19 protein-coding genes are annotated in these 19,681 nt (G+C 60.6%); 11 read left to right on the forward strand and 8 right to left on the reverse strand.

What is annotated here, in order from left to right; translation table 11 throughout:
- Window positions 1–36: 36 nt before the first annotated feature.
- From AB7M26_RS11665 to AB7M26_RS11675, 3 genes are all read right to left on the reverse strand, one after another.
- Window positions 37–633, reverse strand: coding sequence for a superoxide dismutase (locus AB7M26_RS11665; RefSeq protein WP_007898423.1), 597 nt, complete (start codon window positions 631–633; stop codon window positions 37–39).
- A 176-nt stretch (window positions 634–809) separates the two neighbouring features.
- Window positions 810–1,412 (reverse strand): LysE/ArgO family amino acid transporter, encoded by a 603-nt coding sequence (locus AB7M26_RS11670; protein ID WP_008069553.1) that lies wholly within the window; start codon window positions 1,410–1,412, stop codon window positions 810–812.
- Between the two features lie 5 nt (window positions 1,413–1,417).
- Window positions 1,418–1,819 carry an ACT domain-containing protein gene (locus AB7M26_RS11675; protein WP_123500719.1) on the reverse strand — a complete coding sequence of 134 codons (402 nt, stop codon included), beginning with the start codon at window positions 1,817–1,819 and terminating at the stop codon, window positions 1,418–1,420.
- 96 nt (window positions 1,820–1,915) lie between these two features.
- Between AB7M26_RS11675 and AB7M26_RS11680 the strand changes: the two genes are divergently transcribed.
- The 3 genes from AB7M26_RS11680 to AB7M26_RS11690 all read left to right on the forward strand — a co-directional run bounded on the left by AB7M26_RS11680 (window position 1,916) and on the right by AB7M26_RS11690 (window position 4,887).
- The gene (locus AB7M26_RS11680) at window positions 1,916–2,815 is read left to right on the forward strand and encodes a LysR family transcriptional regulator ArgP (RefSeq protein WP_429384349.1); all 900 of its coding nucleotides are present in this window, start codon (window positions 1,916–1,918) and stop codon (window positions 2,813–2,815) included.
- Between the two features lie 96 nt (window positions 2,816–2,911).
- Window positions 2,912–3,904, forward strand: a complete 993-nt coding sequence (locus AB7M26_RS11685) for an NAD-dependent epimerase/dehydratase family protein (protein WP_007898415.1) — start codon at window positions 2,912–2,914, stop codon at window positions 3,902–3,904.
- A gap of 116 nt (window positions 3,905–4,020) precedes the next feature.
- Window positions 4,021–4,887, forward strand: a complete 867-nt coding sequence (locus AB7M26_RS11690; protein ID WP_427622944.1) for a GumC domain-containing protein — start codon at window positions 4,021–4,023, stop codon at window positions 4,885–4,887.
- A 244-nt stretch (window positions 4,888–5,131) separates the two neighbouring features.
- Here AB7M26_RS11690 and AB7M26_RS11695 read toward each other — a convergent pair whose 3' ends face one another.
- Together AB7M26_RS11695 and pobA are read right to left on the reverse strand one after the other, a co-directional pair.
- Window positions 5,132–6,649, reverse strand: a complete 1,518-nt coding sequence (locus AB7M26_RS11695) for an MDR family MFS transporter (RefSeq protein ID WP_429375132.1) — start codon at window positions 6,647–6,649, stop codon at window positions 5,132–5,134.
- A 78-nt stretch (window positions 6,650–6,727) separates the two neighbouring features.
- Window positions 6,728–7,921, reverse strand: a complete 1,194-nt coding sequence (gene pobA, locus AB7M26_RS11700; protein WP_429375134.1) for a 4-hydroxybenzoate 3-monooxygenase — start codon at window positions 7,919–7,921, stop codon at window positions 6,728–6,730.
- Window positions 7,922–8,100: 179 nt separating this feature from the next.
- On the opposite strand from pobA, the gene AB7M26_RS11705 reads away from it, so the two are divergent.
- Window positions 8,101–9,012 carry a helix-turn-helix domain-containing protein gene (locus AB7M26_RS11705; protein WP_429384356.1) on the forward strand — a complete coding sequence of 304 codons (912 nt, stop codon included), beginning with the start codon at window positions 8,101–8,103 and terminating at the stop codon, window positions 9,010–9,012.
- Window positions 9,013–9,021: 9 nt separating this feature from the next.
- Here AB7M26_RS11705 and AB7M26_RS11710 read toward each other — a convergent pair whose 3' ends face one another.
- Entirely contained in the window at window positions 9,022–9,243 is a 222-nt protein-coding gene (locus AB7M26_RS11710) for a hypothetical protein (RefSeq protein WP_123500711.1), read from the reverse strand.
- Between the two features lie 172 nt (window positions 9,244–9,415).
- Window positions 9,416–10,321, reverse strand: coding sequence for a LysR family transcriptional regulator (locus tag AB7M26_RS11715; RefSeq protein WP_429384359.1), 906 nt, complete (start codon window positions 10,319–10,321; stop codon window positions 9,416–9,418).
- Between the two features lie 114 nt (window positions 10,322–10,435).
- Here AB7M26_RS11715 and AB7M26_RS11720 point away from each other — a divergent pair, with 114 nt between their 5' ends.
- Window positions 10,436–11,317, forward strand: coding sequence for an MBL fold metallo-hydrolase (locus AB7M26_RS11720; RefSeq protein WP_429384362.1), 882 nt, complete (start codon window positions 10,436–10,438; stop codon window positions 11,315–11,317).
- A 195-nt stretch (window positions 11,318–11,512) separates the two neighbouring features.
- Complete coding sequence (locus AB7M26_RS11725; protein ID WP_429384365.1) at window positions 11,513–12,127, forward strand: NAD(P)-dependent oxidoreductase; 615 nt, start codon at window positions 11,513–11,515, stop codon at window positions 12,125–12,127.
- A 156-nt stretch (window positions 12,128–12,283) separates the two neighbouring features.
- Here AB7M26_RS11725 and AB7M26_RS11730 read toward each other — a convergent pair whose 3' ends face one another.
- Entirely contained in the window at window positions 12,284–13,165 is an 882-nt protein-coding gene (locus tag AB7M26_RS11730) for a LysR substrate-binding domain-containing protein (RefSeq protein ID WP_429384368.1), read from the reverse strand.
- A 159-nt stretch (window positions 13,166–13,324) separates the two neighbouring features.
- Between AB7M26_RS11730 and AB7M26_RS11735 the strand changes: the two genes are divergently transcribed.
- From AB7M26_RS11735 to AB7M26_RS11755, 5 genes are all read left to right on the forward strand, one after another.
- Window positions 13,325–14,962 carry a 5-guanidino-2-oxopentanoate decarboxylase gene (locus AB7M26_RS11735; protein WP_123500702.1) on the forward strand — a complete coding sequence of 546 codons (1,638 nt, stop codon included), beginning with the start codon at window positions 13,325–13,327 and terminating at the stop codon, window positions 14,960–14,962.
- The gene (locus AB7M26_RS11740; RefSeq protein ID WP_429384371.1) at window positions 14,959–16,407 is read left to right on the forward strand and encodes an aldehyde dehydrogenase family protein; all 1,449 of its coding nucleotides are present in this window, start codon (window positions 14,959–14,961) and stop codon (window positions 16,405–16,407) included. The genes AB7M26_RS11735 and AB7M26_RS11740 overlap by 4 nt, the downstream gene beginning before the upstream one ends.
- Window positions 16,408–16,625: 218 nt before the next feature.
- Window positions 16,626–17,729 carry an ABC transporter substrate-binding protein gene (locus AB7M26_RS11745; protein ID WP_008010017.1) on the forward strand — a complete coding sequence of 368 codons (1,104 nt, stop codon included), beginning with the start codon at window positions 16,626–16,628 and terminating at the stop codon, window positions 17,727–17,729.
- Window positions 17,730–17,921: 192 nt separating this feature from the next.
- The gene (locus tag AB7M26_RS11750; protein WP_007898367.1) at window positions 17,922–18,830 is read left to right on the forward strand and encodes an ABC transporter permease; all 909 of its coding nucleotides are present in this window, start codon (window positions 17,922–17,924) and stop codon (window positions 18,828–18,830) included.
- Window positions 18,827–19,675, forward strand: coding sequence for an ABC transporter permease (locus tag AB7M26_RS11755; RefSeq protein WP_008069587.1), 849 nt, complete (start codon window positions 18,827–18,829; stop codon window positions 19,673–19,675). Before AB7M26_RS11750 ends, AB7M26_RS11755 begins: the two co-directional genes overlap by 4 nt.
- The last annotated feature ends 6 nt before the right edge of the window (window positions 19,676–19,681 follow it).

Genomic DNA, 19,681 nt, shown 5'->3' on the forward strand with positions numbered 1-19,681 from the left:
CCCGGCTACAGCCGGGTTTTTTGACTGGCGCGAAGCTTAAGCGGTGAAGGTTTTGCCTTCGAACTGCTCAGCCACGAACTTCCAGTTGACCAGGTTCCAGAACGCTTCGACGTACTTCGGACGAAGGTTGCGGTAGTCGATGTAGTAAGCGTGTTCCCAGACGTCGCAGGTCAGCAGCGGGGTGTCGCCGCTGGTCAGCGGGTTGCCGGCGCCGATGGTGCTGGCCAGGGCCAGGGAACCGTCAGCCTTTTTCACCAGCCAGCCCCAACCGGAACCGAAGGTGCCGATGGAGGTTTTGCTGAACTCTTCCTTGAACTTGTCGAACGAGCCGAACGCTGCGTTGATGGCATCAGCCAGCGCGCCGGTTGGTTGACCGCCGGCGTTTGGTGCCAGGCAGTTCCAGTAGAACGTGTGGTTCCAGACCTGAGCGGCGTTGTTGAAGATACCGCCCGAGGAAGTCTTGACGATTTCTTCCAGGGTCTTGCCTTCGAACTCGGTGCCTGGCACCAGGTTGTTCAGGTTCACGACATAGGTGTTGTGGTGCTTGTCGTGGTGGTACTGCAGAGTTTCCTCTGAGATGTGCGGCTGCAGGGCATCGTGTGCGTAAGGCAGCGGCGGCAATTCGAAAGCCATGATGATTCTCCTAATCAGGTCAGTTGCGGTGAGCGCAAGGCCGATCACGGGCGGCCAGACATGCGCCGGGGAGTTTGTACTCTTTGCGGCGCAGGGATCGGATCATAGCACCGGGGGTGCGGCATAACCACGCAACAACTGTGTGGAATAGAGGTTCCAGAGCCTTTTGGAATAAATCATCCGGCGCTGATTAGCTGGAACGCTACGGTGAACATCATGACGGCGACCAACAGGTCGAGAATTCGCCAGGTGCTTGGCCTTGCCAGCCACGGCGCCAGCCATGCCGCGCCAAGGGCTAAAGTGAAAAACCACAGCAATGACGCACTGGCCGCGCCCACCACATAAGCACCGGGCTCGGTTTGTTGAGCGCCGAGGGAGCCGATCAGCAACACGGTGTCCAGATAAACGTGCGGGTTGAGCAACGTCACCGCCAACGCACTGAGCAGCACCGCCCGCAGCGAGCGTACCGTCTGATTTTCACCCTGTTGCAGGCTTTGTTTCGAGCACGCCCTACGCAACGCCAGGCTGCCATACCACAGCAAAAACGCCGCGCCACCCCAACGAGCGATGGCCAACAGGGTCGGGTTTTGCGCCAGCACCGTCGCCAGCCCGAACACTCCGGCGGCCACCAGCAGCGCATCGCAGGTCACACAGAGTGCAGCCACCGGCAGGTGATGTTCACGCCGAAGGCTCTGCGCCAACACGAATGCATTCTGGGTGCCGATCGCCATGATCAGCCCCGCGGCCACCAACAGGCCGTTCACATAGCTTTGCCACATACGTTTTACTCCGCGTTGGACGCCAGATCCCGCAGTACCTGCAGGGCGCGTTCGGCATCGGCCTGGCCGACGAACAAATGATCGTGGTAATACCCGGCGATCACGTTGCAACTGATGCCGGCCTGGCCCAGTGCCGTGGCGAACGCGGCGGTCAGGCCGACGGCTTCGAGGGCCGAGTGCACGTTCAAGGTGATCCAGGCGGCGACGTAGTCGAAGCTGAAACCGGCCTTTTCAGCGTGGGAACGTTCCAGAATCACCGTCAGGCCTTCCCGTTCACGAAAGCTGCCGACAATCTCAAGGCCGGCGGGCAGCTTGCCGTCGCGCAACGTGCAGAACACGTATTCGCCTTCGTTGAGTTGCGGGCTCATGCTGCGCAGCAGGGTTGCCAATGACGTTTCGCCAGCCATGTCGGTGATCCTTGTTCAAGAGTTCTTGCTGGCCATTCTCCGGTTGAAGGCTGTATAAGAAAAACCAATAGTACTGATCGCCCATTAGGAAAACTGATGTTCGACTACAAATTACTGTCCGCGCTCGCCGCCGTCATCGAGCAGGCCGGATTCGAACGCGCCGCGCAGGTATTGGGTTTGTCCCAATCGGCGATCTCCCAGCGGATCAAACTGCTGGAGGCACGGGTTGGCCAACCGGTGTTGGTGCGGGTCACACCCCCGGCGCCGACGGAGATTGGCCGGCGCTTGCTCAACCATGTGCAGCAAGTGCGATTGCTTGAGCGGGATCTACAAACGTTGGTCCCGGCGCTGGACGAAGAAGGGCTGCCGGAACGCCTGCGCATCGCGCTGAATGCCGACAGCCTTGCCACTTGGTGGGCCGAGGCGGTGGGCGACTTTTGTGCGGAACAACATTTGCTGCTCGATTTGGTGGTAGAAGACCAGACCGTCGGCCTTAAACGCATGCGCGCAGGCGAAGTGGCGGGGTGTGTCTGTGCCAGTGAACGGCCAGTGGCCGGTGCGCGCAGCGTTCTGTTGGGGGCGATGCGTTACCGTGCGATGGCGAGCCCGGCGTTCATTGCCCGGCATTTTCCCGAAGGTGTACGCGCCGATCAGCTAGCCAAAACCCCGGCCCTGGTGTTTGGCCCGGATGATTTCCTACAGCATCGCTACCTCGCCTCCCTCGGTGTGGATGGCGGTTTCGAACACCATTTATGCCCATCGTCCGAAGGCTTTCTTCGTCTTACGGAAGCGGGGCTTGGCTGGGGCCTGGTGCCTGAATTGCAGGTGCGCGAGCAACTGGAACGCGGCCAATTGCAGGAGCTTTTGCCAGATAAGCCGATCGATGTGCCGCTGTACTGGCATCATTGGCGCAATGGCGGTCAGTTGCTGGGGTTACTCACCGACCAATTGGTGCACTCGTCGAAGCAATGGCTGGTGCCCTTAGAGCAGCGGTAAGCGTCAAGCTGCGAGCGGCAAGTGAAGAGCTTGCCCACCGGTTTTAACTTGCAGCTCGTAGCTTGAAGCTTGTAGCTGCATCTGTAGGAGCAATTCATGAAAATTCTGGTCACCGGCGCAAGCGGCTTCATTGGCGGACGCTTTGCGCGTTTCGCCCTGGAGCAGGGCCTGGACGTGCGGGTCAACGGTCGCCGGGCCGAGAGTGTCGAGCATCTGGTGCGCCGTGGCGCCGAGTTCATTCAAGGCGACTTGAGCGACCCGCAACTGGCGCGGGACCTGTGTTCAGACGTCGAAGCCGTGGTCCATTGCGCCGGCGCTGTGGGTTTGTGGGGGCGGTATCAGGACTTTCATCAAGGCAACGTCGAAGTCACCGAGAACGTGGTCGAGGCCTGTCTGAAACAGCGGGTTCGGCGCCTGGTGCACTTGTCGTCACCGTCGATCTACTTCGATGGCCGTGATCATCTGGGGTTGACCGAAGAGCAGGTGCCCAAGCGCTTCAAGCATCCCTACGCAGCGACCAAATACCTGGCCGAGCAAAAAGTCTTCGGCGCGCAGGAATTCGGCCTCGAAACCCTGGCCCTGCGCCCGCGTTTCGTGACGGGCGCAGGCGATATGAGCATTTTCCCAAGATTGCTGAAAATGCAGCGTAAAGGGCGGTTGGCGATTATCGGCAACGGCCTGAACAAGGTTGATTTCACTAGCGTGCAAAACCTCAATGAAGCGTTGCTCAGCAGCTTGCTGGCCAGCGGTTCGGCCTTGGGCAAGGCCTACAACATCAGCAACGGAGCGCCGGTTCCGTTGTGGGATGTGGTCAATTACGTGATGCGTCAAATGGATGTCCCACAGGTTACCCGCTACCGTTCCTACGGTTTGGCCTACAGCCTTGCCGCGCTCAACGAGGGCGTGTGCAAGCTGTGGCCAGGTCGTCCCGAGCCGACGCTATCGCGGCTGGGCATGCAGGTCATGAACAAAAACTTCACCCTGGACATCAGCCGCGCACGGCATTATCTGGACTACGATCCGAAAGTCAGCCTCTGGACCGCCCTCGATGAGTTCTGCGGTTGGTGGAAGGCTCAGGACATTCGCTGACACACAAGGATGGCCCTTACTGAACCGAGTTCGGGGTTCAGGGTCAACCGGTGCGGCAGCGGGGGTTATACTTCGCCGCATCAAGCCATCACCGCGTTCCACAAAGGTTGACCCTAATGCCCATGCGTAACGATGCCAACGACGACTTCGACGATGTCCCGAGCCTGCGCGCCAGCAGCCTCGATGACGATGATTTTCCGACCACCGCTCGCACTTCCGTGCATTCGCGCACCACACCGGTGGTCAAGGTCAAAGGCCCGAGCACTGGGCCTTTGTGGGCATTGGTCGGCGCGTTATTCTTTGCCTTCGCCGGCCTTGCCTGGTGGAGTTTTCAGCAGATCTCGCTGATGGAACAGCAACTGGTGGCGACCCAGGAAAGTTTCGCGCGTATCAGTGAGGAAGCGGCGGGGCGCTTGCAGGACATTTCCGGCAAGGTCGTGGCCAGCCAGTCCAACGTCAACACCGGCAGTGAAGCGTTGAAGCTGCAAATCAAACAGCTCGAAGGCAAACTCCAGGACCAGAGCAAGCAGCTGGAAAGCAAGCTTCAGGACCAGAGCAAACAGCAGCAAGGCGTACTCGGCCAGACCTCCGATCTGGACAAGCGCCTGGCGCAAATGACCGCGCAAGCCACCGAACAACAAACCGCCAATGCTCAGTTGCAGGCGCAGGTCAAAGCCTTGAGCGGCGAACTGGCCGCGTTGAAGAACGCGTCGGCCGATACCAGCCAAATCGATGCCCAGCTCAAAAGCCTGGGGGCCGACATTACCGCGCTGAAGAGGCAAGGTAACCCAAGCGCCGCCATCGAGCGCCTGGAGCAAGACATGATCGTGCTCAAAAGCCAACAGGACAATCGCCCGGCCGCCGCACAAGGTGGCACCAACACTGCCGAGTTCGACGCCTTCCGCGGCCAGGTCACCCGCAACATCAACACCCTGCAGGCGCAGATTCAGAATCTGCAGCAGCAGCTGCGCACCCGGCCTTGATTGACTGATGCCGTGATGGGGCCTGTGTGGAGTGGGGCCTGTGGAATGGGGCTTTTGTGGCGAGGGAGCTTGCTCCCGTTCGGCTGCGCAGCAGTCGCAAATCAGGCACCGCGGATTACCTGAAGAATTGGGGTGAATGGGTTTGGGGCGGCTGCGCCACCCAGCGGGAGCAAGCTCCCTCGCCACAGAAAAGCGCCTCGTCACAGAAAAGCCCTTCAAAGCACAGACCTCTCGGTCGGAGGGGTTAGCGAACCTTGTCCTCCCGCCCCCGCAATACTCTATTGGGCATGGCAATCGCCGCCGCCAGCCCCAGCAGCGACACCGCGGCGCTAACCATCAGCAAATGCCGGAAGGTCAGCAGCAACTCAGCGCGCAAGGCGTCCTGCGCATCCCCCGGCGCGGCGTTCAATCCGTCCAGCAAGACATTCCCCGAACTCCCCTCGGCCATCAGCGAAGAGCCGGCCAGGTGCGCGAAACTCGAATCCTGCAACAACGCCAGCAGCAGCGCCGACATTAACGCCACACCCACTGCCCCGCCCAGAGAGCGGAACAGATTGGTGGTGCTGGTGGCGACGCCGATGTCCCGTTGTTCCACCGAGTTTTGCGTGCCCACCAACGATGTCGGAAACTGCATGCCGCTGGCGATACCACTGAGCAACATGAACAGACTGCTCAGCACAAACGCCTGAGGCGCACTGAACGCCATGCCGAGAATCGAGAACGGCATCAGCAAGGCGCCAGTCAGGATCATCGGTTTATAGCGACCGCTCACCGAGGTCTGGCGTCCGGCAAAGTACGCGCCTATCGGCAAACCCATGGCCAGCGGCAACAGGTGCAGCGCGGCGCTGTCAGCCCCGGCGCCGGTGACGCTCTGAAAGCGCAGCGGCATCAGCACGATCAAGGAAATCGCCTGGAAACTGGTGAAGAAAATCGTGCACCAGCAAAAAATCGCACTGCGGTTGGCGAACAAGTGCATCGGCAGCAACGGTTCCCGCGCCCGCCGTTCATGCCAGACGAACAGCGCCAGCACCACCACCGCACAACCGAGCAAGGCCGATACTTCGGCGCTGCGCCACGAATGGCCCTGGCCGACCTGAGTGATGCCCAGCAACAACGCCGTCAGGCCGATGATCATCAGCAATGTGCCGAAGTAATCGATGATCGGCTTGCGCTGCGGCACGGGCAAACCCACCAGCGTACGTTGGGCCACCAGCCAGGCACCCAGGCCCAATGGAAGGTTGATCAGAAATACCCAGCGCCAGGACAGGTATTCGGTCATGTAGCCACCGAGCACCGGGCCGGCCACGCTGGCCACCGCGTACATGCTGCTGAAATAACCCTGATAGCGACCGCGTTCGCGGGGTGGAACGATGTCGCCGATGATTGCCTGGCTCACCGAAATCATCCCGCCGGCGCCGATGCCCTGAAGAATCCGCGCCAGCACCAGTTGCTCCATGCTCTGCGCCATGCCGCAGAACAACGACGCCAGGGTGAACACCCCCATGCCGAACAGCATCAACTTGCGGCGCCCATACAGGTCGCCGAGTTTGCCGTAAATCGGCACCGCCACGGTCATCGCCACCATGTACCCGGAAATCACCCAGGCCAGCAGGCTGACATCCTTGAACTGCGCGGAGATGGCCGGCATCGACACGGCGACGATGGTCTGGTCCAGCGCGCCCAGAAAAATCGCCAGCATCAGGGCGATCAGCACGCTGCGAATGGCCGGTTTGGGCGTTTCAGGCTGGTTGAGATTGGTCACGGGTAAAACCTGCGGGCAGTAATAGGCCCGCAGCAGGCAAGGCGAGCGGGATGCTCGCCAGTGTAAGTCGGTAGCAGGCTATTCGATAGCCTCGTATGGAAGCCCGACGTAATTTTCTGCAATGGTTTTTCGGCCCGCCTCAGAGTCCACGAAATAGGCCAGCTCCGATTCGCTGATGCGCTGGCTGAACGCGTCGTGCTCGTCGAAGCGATGCAACATCGAGGTCATCCACCAGGAAAACCGCTCGGCTTTCCACACCCGCCGCAAGCAAACCTCGGAATACTTCTCCAGCAAATCCACACGGCCTTCGCGGTAAACCTTCAGCAGAATATTGAACAACGTACTGACATCGCTGGCCGCCAGGTTCAGGCCCTTGGCGCCGGTGGGCGGGACGATGTGGGCGGCGTCGCCGACCAGGAACATCCGCCCGTACTGCATCGGTTCGACTACGAAGCTGCGCAGCGGCGCGATGCTTTTTTCGATCGACGGGCCGCTCACCAGCGTGTCGGCGAGGGCGGCAGGCAGACGGGATTTGAGCTCATCCCAGAAGCGTTGGTCAGACCAATCCTCGACTTTGTCCTGGGCCGGTACCTGGAGGTAGTAACGGGTACGTGTCGGCGAACGCATGCTGCACAACGCAAAACCACGTTCATGCCGCGCATAGACCAACTCTTCGTGCACCGGCGGCGTGTCAGCGAGAATCCCCAACCATCCGAACGGATAAACCCGCTCGAATACCTTCAGGCAGTCGGCAGGGATCGACTGCCGCGCCACGCCATGGAAACCGTCGCAACCGGCGATGTAGTCACAATCGAGTCGATACGTTTCGCCTTCCTTGTCGAAGGTGACAAAGGGTTCAGCGGTTTTCATGCCGTGGGGGACGACATTGCTGGCTTCGTAGATCGTCTGTGCACCGGCGTCCCGACGAGCGGCCATCAGGTCGCGGGTGACCTCGGTCTGGCCATAGATCGTTACGGTTTTGCCGCCCGTCAGCGCCTGCAGATCGATGTGCACTCGGCGCCCGTCGAGGGCCAGTTCGAAGCCTGTATGGACCAGCCCTTCGGCATCCATGCGCTGACCCACTCCGGCCTGACGCAACAGCTCTACCATGCCTTGTTCGAGGACACCGGCGCGGATGCGTCCGAGCACGTAATCCGGGGTCTGGCGTTCGAGGATCAAGGTGTCGATGCCGGCGTTATGCAGCAATTGGCCGAGTAGCAAGCCAGAGGGGCCGGCACCGATGATCGCGACTTGGGTTTTCAGTGTTTTCATTGTTTTTATGACTCGCAAGCTCCACACGGCCAAGGCCGGTGAATGATTTTTATGGATCGAGTACTTGCATTTTTCACTTGCGAGTCTGTCAATTGAAGGGGAAAACTGAGCCGATACCTGTACATTCTGCCAATCGGTGCGATTATCGCCCCGTTACCCTCGAGGCCTGGATTGAAGTGATGAACAAGCCTGACCTGCCATCGATTCCGGTGTTCAAACTCTATGGTGAAAGCCTGGACTGGCCGACCCCTGACTTGTTGCACTGTGAAACCATTTCCAAACGCAGCCGCGAACATCAATGGGAAATCAAACCCCACCGCCATGCCGATTTGTGTCAGTTACTCTTCGTTTTCAAAGGTCAGGCAGAGCTTGAGATCGAAGGCAAACGCTCACAATTGACTGAGCCGGCGATCCTGATTCTGCCGCCGTTATCGGTGCATGGTTATCGGTTTTCCGAGGACGTCGAAGGTTTCGTCGTCACGCTGGCCGCGCCGCTGATCGCCCACCTGCAAGCACAACTGGGCAATTCGGTGAAGGCTCTGGCACAGGCCGAAAGCTACCCGGCGGGCAAGGACAGCGAGTACCTCAACAGCCTGTTTTCAGCGCTGCAAAGCGAGTACACCGGCCATCAACCGGCGCGGGAAATGCTCATGCATTCGCTGGTCAGCGTGATTATGGTGTGGATCAGCCGCCAGGTGATTCAGCGCCAAACCGCCACCCAGCGTCCGCAGCGGGCTCGGGAATACCTCAACGGCTTTATTCAGCTGGTGGAAGAAACCTATCGCCAGCACGTCAAGGTCGAGGACCTGGCGCATCGGCTGGGGATTTCCGTGTCCCACCTCAATGGCACGTGCCGTGAACTGGCGGGGCAACCGGCGTTGCAGATCATGCACGAGCGTCAATTGCTGGAGGCCAAGCGCTTGCTGACCTACACCAGCATGACCATTTATGAAATGTCCGACGTGCTGGGGTTTTCCGATCCGACCAACTTCACACGCCTGTTCAGGCGTCGCGTGGGAATTTCGCCCAAAGCCTTTCGCGACCGTTTGAAGGCCGATCAGGACCATGCCGATCAGGACAACGAGGCCTGAACCCCTTCCTTACCGGAGGGCGTTGAGGGTCGCGTTGTGGGGAATGCAGCGCTCGAAGTTGCAGCTCGCAAAGTCACGGGGCTGTTGTCGCAACTGCTCGACACGCCAGGCGGCTGTGCCATACAGCGCCAGTGTCGCCGCGCAAGTGACGAAAATGGCGAGGTATCTTCTTGTTTTGATGTTCATGGCGTTGACCTCTGAACGAATACCTTTCGGTACTGCTTTGAGCATAGGTCAGCGCTGGTGGGTTGCCAGCAAGGCTGGCTTTCGCGGTTAACGCGATATTCAGAGCATTGATATCCCTGTGGGAGCTGGCTTGCCAGCGATAGCGGTCAGTCAATCAGCATCATTGTTGGATGTGACGACGCCATCGCAGGCAAGCCAGCTCCCACAGGGGATGTGTTTACAACCCGATATCCCACGCCGGTTCTTCCGGAAATCTGAGCACCAGAAAATCCAGCATGCTGCGCAACGCCACCGGCATGTGTTTGCGTGAGGCATACACCGCATAGATGTTCAGCTGCCGAGGCTCGGCCTGGGGCAGCAGGCGGATCAGTTCGCCGCTGTGGATATGCACGCCGGCCAGGTAACTGGGCAGCATCACCACGCCAGCCCCGGCCATCGTCGCGCGTAACAGCGTGCTGGCTTCGTTGGCGCTGATGTTGCCCTGCACCGGCACCGAGACGGGCTCGCCGTCTTGTTCGAAATGCCAGAGACTCTTGCCGAAGTAGGAGTGGGTCAGGCAGTTGTGCAGGCTCAGGTCCTCGACCCGTTGCGGTGTCGGGTGCTCGCGCAGGTACGCGGGCGAGGCGCAGATCACTGAACGGCAGACCGTCAGCCGCCGGGCGATCAGGTTCGGGTCCAGGTCGTTGCTGGTGCGGATGGCCAGGTCGATGCGTTCATCCACCAGGTTCACCGTGCGATCGAGCATTTGCATATCGATGCTGACGCCGGGGTAACGTTTGACGTAAGCCGCCATGGCGTCTGCCAGTTGGGCCTGGCCGAACGAGGTGCTGACGCTGATGCGCAGCGAGCCGCGTGGTGCGTCGTCCGGCTCGCTGACGGCGGCTTGCATGTCGGTGGACAACTCGAGCATCTGCCGACAGCGCGGCAGGATCTCGCTGCCGGCGGTGGTCAGGCTCAATTTGCGCGTGGTGCGGTGCATCAGGCGCGCGCCGACCCAATCCTCCAGCTCCGCCAGATACCGGGAAACCACCGGCCGTGACAGGTCCAGATGATCGGCGGCGGCCGATTGGCTGCCCAGGTCCACCACCGTAACGAACACCCGCATTGCTTGTAGACGATCCATGATTTGCCCGCTTTCAGAAACAAACTATGTTCAAGCATCGCATTTTTTGTATCGAACCAGGCAACTAAGCTCTGTCCCATCGCCAAGCACGGCATTCGGACAACGGAGCAACAGATGATCGGCTTCACTTCAATCAAACGCATTCTTCTGGCAACCGCCACGCTTGGCTTCGCGGCCCACGCCGCGGCGGCGTCCACCTTGACGCTGGACGTTTACAACCCTGGCACCAACGCGATCTTCCCGGTGACCTCGGTACTGGTCAGCGGCGAGAAGGAAGCGATTCTGCTGGACGCGCAATTCGGCAAAGCCCAGGCCGAACAAGTGGTGGAAAAAATCCGCGCCAGCGGCAAGCAGCTGACCACCATCTACATCAGTCACGGTGACCCGGATTACTACTTCGGCCTCGACACCGTGACCCAGGCGTTCCCGAAAGCCAAAGTGCTGGCTTCGCAACCGACTGTTGATCACATCAAAAAAACCGTCGACGGCAAACTGGCATTCTGGGGCCCGAAAATGGGCGCCGATGTGCCGAACAAAACCATCGTGCCGCAGGTGCTCAAGGGCGACAGCCTGATGCTGGAAGGGCAAAAATTGCAGGTGATCGGCCTGGACGGCAAGCAGCCGGATCGCAGCTTTGTGTGGATTCCGTCGATCAAGGCTGTGGTCGGAGGCGTGGTCGTCGCCGAAAACATTCACGTGTGGATGGCCGACACCCAGCCCCCGCAATCCCATGCCGATTGGCTGACGACGCTGCAGGCGATTGAAGCGCTGAAGCCAAACACCATCGTGCCGGGTCACTACCTCGGTGAGAGCGCTCGCTCTCTGGCGGCGGTGCAGTTCACCGCCGATTACATCAAGGCTTTCGACGAAGAAACCGCCAAGGCAAAAGACGCTACCGAACTGATCGCCGCGATGAAAAAACGCTACCCGACCCTGGGCGAAGAAAGCTCACTCGAGCTGAGCGCCAAAGTCGCCAAGGGCGAGATGAAGTGGTGATCCGCTGAGATTTTGTGGCGAGGGGGAGCGACGAAAATCCTGTGGGAGCGTGGCTTGCCCGCGAAGAAGGCACCGCGGTTTTTCAGGGATTACGCGTCATCGTTCTTCGCGGGCAAGCCACGCTCCCACAGGTTCTGCGTCGCCCCGTGCCACACAAATAAATACAGATACACCCAAACCAACTGGAGAAATGTCATGAGCAACATCGCAATCATCGGTGCCACCGGTCGTGCCGGTAGCCAACTGTTGGAAGAAGCCCTGCGTCGCGGTCACAGCGTCACTGCCATTGCCCGCGACACCTCGAAAATCGCCCCGCGTGCCGGTGTCGTGAGCAAAAATGTCGACGTACTCGACGCTGCTGCATTGCAAGCCGCCGTGGCGGGGCATGATGCGGTGATCAGCGCTGCGCACTTCTCCACCATCCCCGCCAGCGCGATCATCGAGCCGGCGAAGAAGGCCGGGGTCAAACGGCTGCTGGTGGTCGGCGGTGCCGGTTCGCTGTTGCTGCCGGGCGGCTCTCGGGTGATCGACAGCGAAGGCTTCCCGGAGGAATACAAGGCTGAGGCCAGCGCCGGTGCCGCGTTCCTGAATACCTTGCGTCAGGAACAGGACCTGGACTGGACCTTCCTGTCGCCGTCGGCAGAGTTTGTCGAAGGTGAGCGCACGGGTACGTTTCGAATCGGCAAGGATGACTTGCTGGTGAGTGCAGAGGGGCGCAGCTGGATTACCTTTGCAGACTTCGCCATTGCATTGCTTGATGAAGTGCAAACACCGAAGCATCCCCGCCAGCGGTTTACTGTCGGGTATTGAGTTCGCTGATCACTTGTGGGAGCGAGCCTGCTCGCGAAGACGGACGTACATTCAACATTGATGTCGACCGTACGGCCTCCATCGCGGGCAAGCCCGCTCCCACAGGACAGCGGATATCCTGTGGGAGCGGGCTTGCCCGCGATGCTTTTCGGGTTTTCAGCGGCTCTGAGCCTGCTCCACCAACCACCCCATCAATTCGCGCAACTTCGGCGAAGGTGCAGGTTTTTCCGGGAACACCAGGTAATACGCCAACCCGGTTTTCACCTTCAGGTCAAAAGGCATGACCAGCCGTCCGGCACTCAGGTCATCGCCGATCAACGACCAATCGCCAATCGCCACGCCCGTCCCCTGGGACGCCATCGACATCGCCAGGTCCAGGGTTTCGAAATGCTGCCCTTTGCCGACATTGCTCAGCCGAATATCCGCAGCCTTCAGCCAGGCGTTCCAGTCCCGTTCATCGCGGGTGGGGTGCAGCAACAAGTGCTGTTGCAGATCGGCCGGTGTCTGCAAGGCCATCGGCCCTTCAAGCATCGGTCGGGAACACACGGGCGTCAGTTGCTCATCGAACAAATGCTGGGAGGTCAGTGAACTGTCTGGCGGCGGGCCATACATCACCGCCGCGTCGAACTGCTCGCGATGAAAATCCACGCCGTGCTTCACCGTGGTGGTCAATTCCACCGGTACATCCGGGCGTTCCTTTTGCCACTGCAACAGGCGCGGTAACAGCCAGCGCATCACGCAGGTCGGGGCTTTCAGTTGCAGGGTTTCGCGCTTCTCGCCGATCTGCTCCACCGCCTCGTCGATCAGCCCGAAAATCTGCTGCACCCGTGGCAGCCATTCCCGTCCTTCGGCGGTCAGGCTCAAGCCCCGCGCCTGGCGAATGAACAGCTCATAACCCAGATGATCTTCCAGCCCGGCGATCTGCCGGCTCACCGCGCCTTGGGTGATGTGCAGTTGTTCGGCGGCCCGGGTGAAGTTGCAGCACTGCGCGGTGATCAGAAAAGTGTGCAGCGCCGGCAGGGGAGGCAATCGTTTCATTGGGATCCAAGGTATGACGTGAGGACATGGCTAGTATGACTTTTTATCCATTGTTGCGGCTACGTGTCGCCCGTTCCAATGAGGCCATCCCTGGACCTGCCAACCCATCATAAACACTGCGCAGGCCCGGCGTCTCAAACGAACAAAAAGGGCAAAGACATGGCGACGTGCGGCGAAGTATTGGTCAAGTTACTCGAAGATTACGGGGTCGAGCAGGTGTTCGGCATTCCCGGGGTGCACACCGTGGAGCTGTATCGCGGGCTGGCCCGTTCGAGCATCAACCACGTCACTCCGCGTCACGAACAGGGCGCCGGTTTCATGGCCGACGGTTATGCGCGCACCAGCGGCAAACCGGGCGTGTGCTTCATCATCACCGGCCCTGGCATGACCAACATCACCACCGCCATGGGCCAGGCTTACGCCGACTCGATCCCGATGCTGGTGATTTCCAGCGTGCAATCGCGCAGCCAGTTGGGCGGCGGTCGCGGCAAGCTGCATGAGCTGCCGAACCAGAGCGCACTGGTCGGCGGCGTGGCAGCGTTCTCTCACACCTTGATGTCGGCGGCTGAATTGCCGGGCGTGTTGGCCCGCGCCTTCGCGCTGTTCCAGGCTGGCCGTCCGCGTCCGGTGCACATCGAAATTCCGTTGGACGTGTTGGTCGAAGAGGCCGATGACTTGCTCGCCAGCGTGCCGGTGAACATCGACCGCGCCGGTGCATCGCCCAGCGCGATCAGCCGCATGACCGACTGGCTGGCCGGTGCCAAGCGCCCATTGATTCTCGCCGGTGGCGGCGCCATCGATGCCGCGGCCGAATTGACCGAACTGGCCGAACTGCTGGACGCGCCAGTGGCCCTGACCATCAATGCCAAGGGCATGCTCGAATCCCGCCACCCGCTGCTGATCGGTTCGACCCAAAGCCTGGTAGCCACTCGCGCGCTGGTCGCCGAGGCCGACGTGGTGCTGGCCATCGGCACCGAACTGGCCGAAACCGATTACGACATCACCTTCGCCGGCGGCTTCGAAATTCCCGGCGTGCTGCTGCGCGTGGACATCGACCCCGACCAGACCGTGCGTAATTACCCGCCGAAAGTCGCGTTGGTGGCCGACTCGCGCAACGCCGCTCAGGCCTTGCTGAGTGCGCTGTCCCACCAGTCGCTGGCCGAGCGTCGCAACGATTGGGGCCAGGTGCGTGCCGCGCGTTTGCGCGATGAATTGGCCGCATCCTGGGACGCCCCGACGCTGGCCCAGACTCGCTTCCTGGAAACTGTTTTGCATGAATTGCCGAACGCGGTATTCGTCGGCGATTCGACCCAACCGGTGTACACCGGCAACCTGACCTTCAACCCGGAACGCCCGCGTCGCTGGTTCAACTCGTCCACTGGTTACGGCACCCTCGGTTACGCCTTGCCAGCAGCGATTGGTGCCTGGCTTGGTGGCCGCGTCGAAGGCGGCGCACGCCCTCCGGTGGTGTGCCTGATCGGCGACGGTGGTCTGCAATTCACTTTGCCGGAATTGGCCAGTGCGGTGGAAGCACGCACCCCGGTGATCGTCCTGCTGTGGAATAACCAGGGCTACGAAGAGATCAAGAAATACATGGTCAACCGCGCCATCGAGCCGGTGGGCGTGGATATCTACACCCCCGATTTCATCGGAGTGGCCAAGGCCCTTGGCTGTGCGGCCGAGGCGGTCAGCAGTGTCGACGGATTGCGTGATGCATTGCGCCTTGCCACCGATCGCCAGGGCCCGACCCTGATTGAAATCGATCAGGCCCAGTGGATGAAGGCGGTGTCGAAATGAGTTTTCCAACTACTTTGGATGGCCTGTACATCAACGGCCAATGGGCCGCCGGCCACGAACATTTGCGCGTGATCAACCCGGCGACCGAAGCCCTGTTGACCACCGTTAATGGCGGCGATGCACAGGCTGTCGATCAAGCCGTCACAGCCGCGACCCATGCGTTCAAAGCATGGTCGAAAACCACCGGCGCCGAGCGCGGGGCGATCCTGCGCAGAATCGCTGCGGGCGTGCAGGCCGGTCGCGAACAGTTGATGAAGTTGCAGTCGAGCAACAACGGCAAACCGCTGTTCGAAGCGGCCATCGACGTCGACGACGTGATCGCCACCTTCGAGTATTACGCCGAGCTGGCCGAAGGCCTGGACGCCAAGCAAGACAGCGCCGTGGCGTTGCCGAGCGATGATTTCAGCGCCCGTTTGCGCCGCGAACCGTGCGGCGTGGTGGGGCTGATCGTGCCGTGGAATTTCCCGATGGTTACCACCGCCTGGAAACTCGCCCCAGCCCTGGCCGCCGGTTGCTGCGTGGTGCTTAAACCGTCGGAAGTGACGCCGCTGCCGGAGCTGGAACTGGCGACGATCATTGCCGAAGCCGGTCTGCCAAACGGTGTGTTCAATCTGGTCTGCGGCACCGGCCTGGCCGTCGGTGCGCCGCTGTCGGCTGATCCGCGCATCGCCAAGATTTCCTTCACCGGCAGTAACGCGGTGGGCGTGCAAGTGATGCAGCGAGCGGCAGAAACCGTGAAGGGTGTGAGCCTGGAATTGGGCGGCAAATCTTCGCTGCTGGTACTCGCCGATGCCGACATCGAACTGGCCGTGGAAGTGGCCTGTGGCGGTGGCTTCTTCAACGCCGGGCAAATGTGTTCCGCCACCAGCCGCGTGCTGGTTGCCGATGAGCTGGCGGAAGAATTTGTAGCGCGATTGAAGGTGCGCGCCGAAGCCATTCGCGTGGCCGACCCGTTCGACCCGAATGTGGAAATGGGCGCACTGGTCAATCAGGCGCAATACCAACGCGTGCTGGGCCACATCGACCGTGGTTTGAGTGCCGGGGCAAAGCTGATCTGCGGCGGTAATCGCCCGGCGGACCTGTCACGCGGCTATTTTTTGCAGCCGACCCTTTTCATCGATGTGCCCCTCGACAGTGCGCTGTGGTGCGAAGAAATTTTCGGCCCGGTGATTTGCGTGCGCAGTTTCACCTCTGAAGCCGAGGCCATTGCCCTGGCCAACGACAGCCAGTTTGGCCTGGTGGCCAGCGTGGTCACGCGCGACGCCGAAGCGGCCGATCGGGTCGCCAACGCTTTGCAGGCGGGGCTTGTGTGGATCAACGCGCCGCAAGTGATCTTCCCGCAGACCGCCTGGGGTGGCTACAAACAAAGCAGCATCGGCCGCGAATTGGGGCCGTGGGGTTTGCAGGCTTTCCAGGAAATCAAACACGTGATTCGGGCCGTCTGACAGCACGAAAAAGGTGAGCGCATGCCTCGTCATGAGGCATGCGCCAGCGTCATGGCTTCAATGAGTTTTTATCGATAGTCAGGTGTTTTGCACGACCTCAGGATGAACCCGCCGGTGCAGCTCAAGTCCTTTGAAACCGGGGACTGTAAGCCGATCTGGCCGCGCGGATGCAACGGTTGCGACCAACCTCATACTTAAAAAAACAAAGGGAGTCCTTCATGGGCGAGCACGATCTGAACAGACGTCAATTCATCAAAACCGTGGGCGTGGCGTCCGTGGCTGCGGCGGCCATGAGCATGCCGTTCATCAAGGCCAATGCCAGCGACACACGCTTCCAGGGCAAGACCCTGCGTTTGCTGACCTGGTCCGATGACACCGGCCTTGCAGCATTGCGCAACATCGCCGCGACGTTCGAAGCCAAGTACGGCTGCAAGGTCATCGCTGACCGCACCGGCAGCACCTCGGAAATGGTCGCCAAACTCAAGGCCGGCGGTGATCGTCCGCAGTACGACATCATCACCCTGGCCGGCGTTGGCGCCGAAGGTCTGGCCGCCGCCAACCTGCTGGAAAAACCGGATCTCAACCGCATCCCCAACCTGATCGACGTGCCGGAGCAATACCGCACCGGCGCCAACGGTCACGGCATCGGCTACCTGCTGTGGTGCAACAGCCTGGTCTACAGCACCCGCACCATCAAAGAAGCGCCGGACAGCTATGCCGCCCTGTGGGACGCGGAGCTGTCACCGAACATCTTCCTGCCGCCGCCGAACTGGACCGAGGCCATGGACCTGATCATCATCGCCGCCAAACTGGCCGGTGGTGACGAACACAACATCGAGCCAGGCTTCAAGAAACTCGCCGAGCTGAAAGATCGCGTCGTGACCCTGGGCGAAAACCCGAACCAGATCGCCGAGCTGTTCCGCACCGGTTCCCTGGACATGGGCGGCCTGTACGCGCCGGCGTTTTTCCCGAAACAGATTCGCGATCCGGCCTACGGTCTGGGCGCCACCTTCGGCATGAAGGAAGGCTTCTACACCGACCTGATGCTGTCGGTGATGCCGAAGAATCGTCCGGGCGATACCGACCTGGCCTACGCCTTCATCAACCACTCTCTGGACCCGCTGGTGCAGGGCAAGATGGCCGAAGACATCTACAACGGCCCGGTCAACGCCAAGGCGATCATCTCCGCCGAAGCGCGCAAGAGCCCGTACATCCTCACGCCGGAGCAGATTGCCGAGAAGGCGATCATGCACGACAACGCCTTCCTGGCCACCGTGCATGACCAATGGATTCGTCGTTACACGGAAATCTTTTCTTCCTGATCGAGTGGCGAACACAGGTCTTTAGAACACTGCAAAACACTGTGGGAGCGGGCTTGCCCGCGATGACGGCCTCCCTGTCGACAATGATGTGACTGACAGATCGCTATCGCGGGCAAGCCCGCTCCCACAGGGTTCACAGTGGTTTTGAAGGTTGTGTTCGCTCAGCTGCTTTCCATTGACGAGACCCTTGCTATGGAACACCAACCTCTGACCCATCCGGTAAGCGCCGCACCCGTGCGCATCAACCGGGGTGTCTCACCGACGGCGCGCGCCTGGCTTTTTCTCTCGCCGTCGATGCTGTTTCTCGGCGTGCTGATTGCCGCCAGCCTTTTGGTGCTGCGCATGAGCGTCGGCACCAAAGGCGCGGAGTGGTCCGGCTTCAGCCTGGCCAGTTACGCCCAATTGCTGGAACCCTATTACCTCAAATCGTTGCTGCTGACGTTGCGCCTGGCGCTGATCAGCGCGGTGATTGCGGTGCTGCTGGCGATCCCGGTGGCCTACACCATGTCGCGGCTGACCTCACCGTTTGTGCGGCGGATCTTCCTCGCGGCGGTGCTGCTGCCCTTGCTGGTTAACCTGCTGCTGCAAAGCTACGGCTGGCTGGTGATTCTCGGCCCCGGCGGCATGCTCAATCAGGCGCTGATGGGGCTGGGCCTGATCAAGCGGCCGATCATGCTGCTGTACAACCAGAACGGCGTGTTGATGGGCTTGGTGCAAACCGCGTTCCCGTTGGCCGTGCTGCCGATTGCCAGCGCCATGCGCGGCGTCGCCCGCACTTACGAAGAAGCCGCCGCCACCCTCGGCGCCAGTCGCTTGCAGGTGTTTCGCCAGGTGGTGTTGCCGATGAGTTTGCCGGGGATCATCACTGGCGCGACGCTGGTGTTCGCCTACAACGCCAGCAGCTTCGTGGTGCCGCTGCTGCTTGGTGGTCGACGCGTGCCGATGCTGGCGGTGATGGTGCATGACCAGATCGCCCCACTGATGAACTGGCCCGCCGCGTCGGCTGCCGGTGTGGTGCTGATCGTTACTACCCTGGCGATCATGACCTTGTCCGAATACATCACTGGCCGTCGTCGGCGCATGCTGGAGGCTTCCCAATGAGCACCCTGATCAAGAAGCGCCATTCGCTGCTGCCAGGCGATACCGGCAAGTTCGCCGGCATCCTGTCAGGCTTCATTTTGCTGCTGGCGGTGCTGCCGATTTTGACCATGATCGTCATGTCGTTCAGCGGTGCATCGAACCTCGATTTCCCGCCCAGCAGCTACAGCCTGCAATGGTACAAAGCTGCCTGGAACACCTTCGTGTCGCCGGATTCCAGCGATGTGCTGAGCCTCGGCAAAGCCATGACCACCAGCCTGATGGTGGCCTGCCTGACCATGATTTTCGCCACGATTATCGCGGTGCCGGCAGCCTATGCTCTGACCCGTTGCGAGTTCCGCGGCAAGGCCGTGGCGCTGCAATTGATGTCGCTGCCACTGGTGTTCCCGATGGTGGTGTTGGGCCTGGCCTTGCTGCTGGTGTTCGACAGCCTGCCGTTCCACATCACTACCTCGCGGCTGGTGATTGCCCACGTGATTCTGGCGCTGCCGTTCGTGGTGAAAAACTGCACCGCAGCGATGCTCTCCATTGGCAGCGAAGTTGAAGAGGCCGCGCAGATGCTCGGCGCTTCACCGCTGCGAGCGATTGTCGATGTGGTGGTGCCACTGATGAAGTCGGGGATTCTGGCGGGCATGCTGCTGGCGTTCATCGTCTCGTTCAACGAATTCACCGTGACCTATTTCCTCTACACCATCGACGTCATGACCGTGCCGATCTGGATGTACAGCCGCACTGTGTCTTCGCTCGACCCTACCGTTTTCTCGTTTGCCGTGCTGATCGTGCTGATCGACTTCGTGCTCATCTGGGCGTTGGAAAAGTTGGTTGGCGAAGGCGGCGTTTCGTTCTGATTCTTG

This window comes from Pseudomonas sp. F-14 TE3482 (assembly GCF_053629455.1).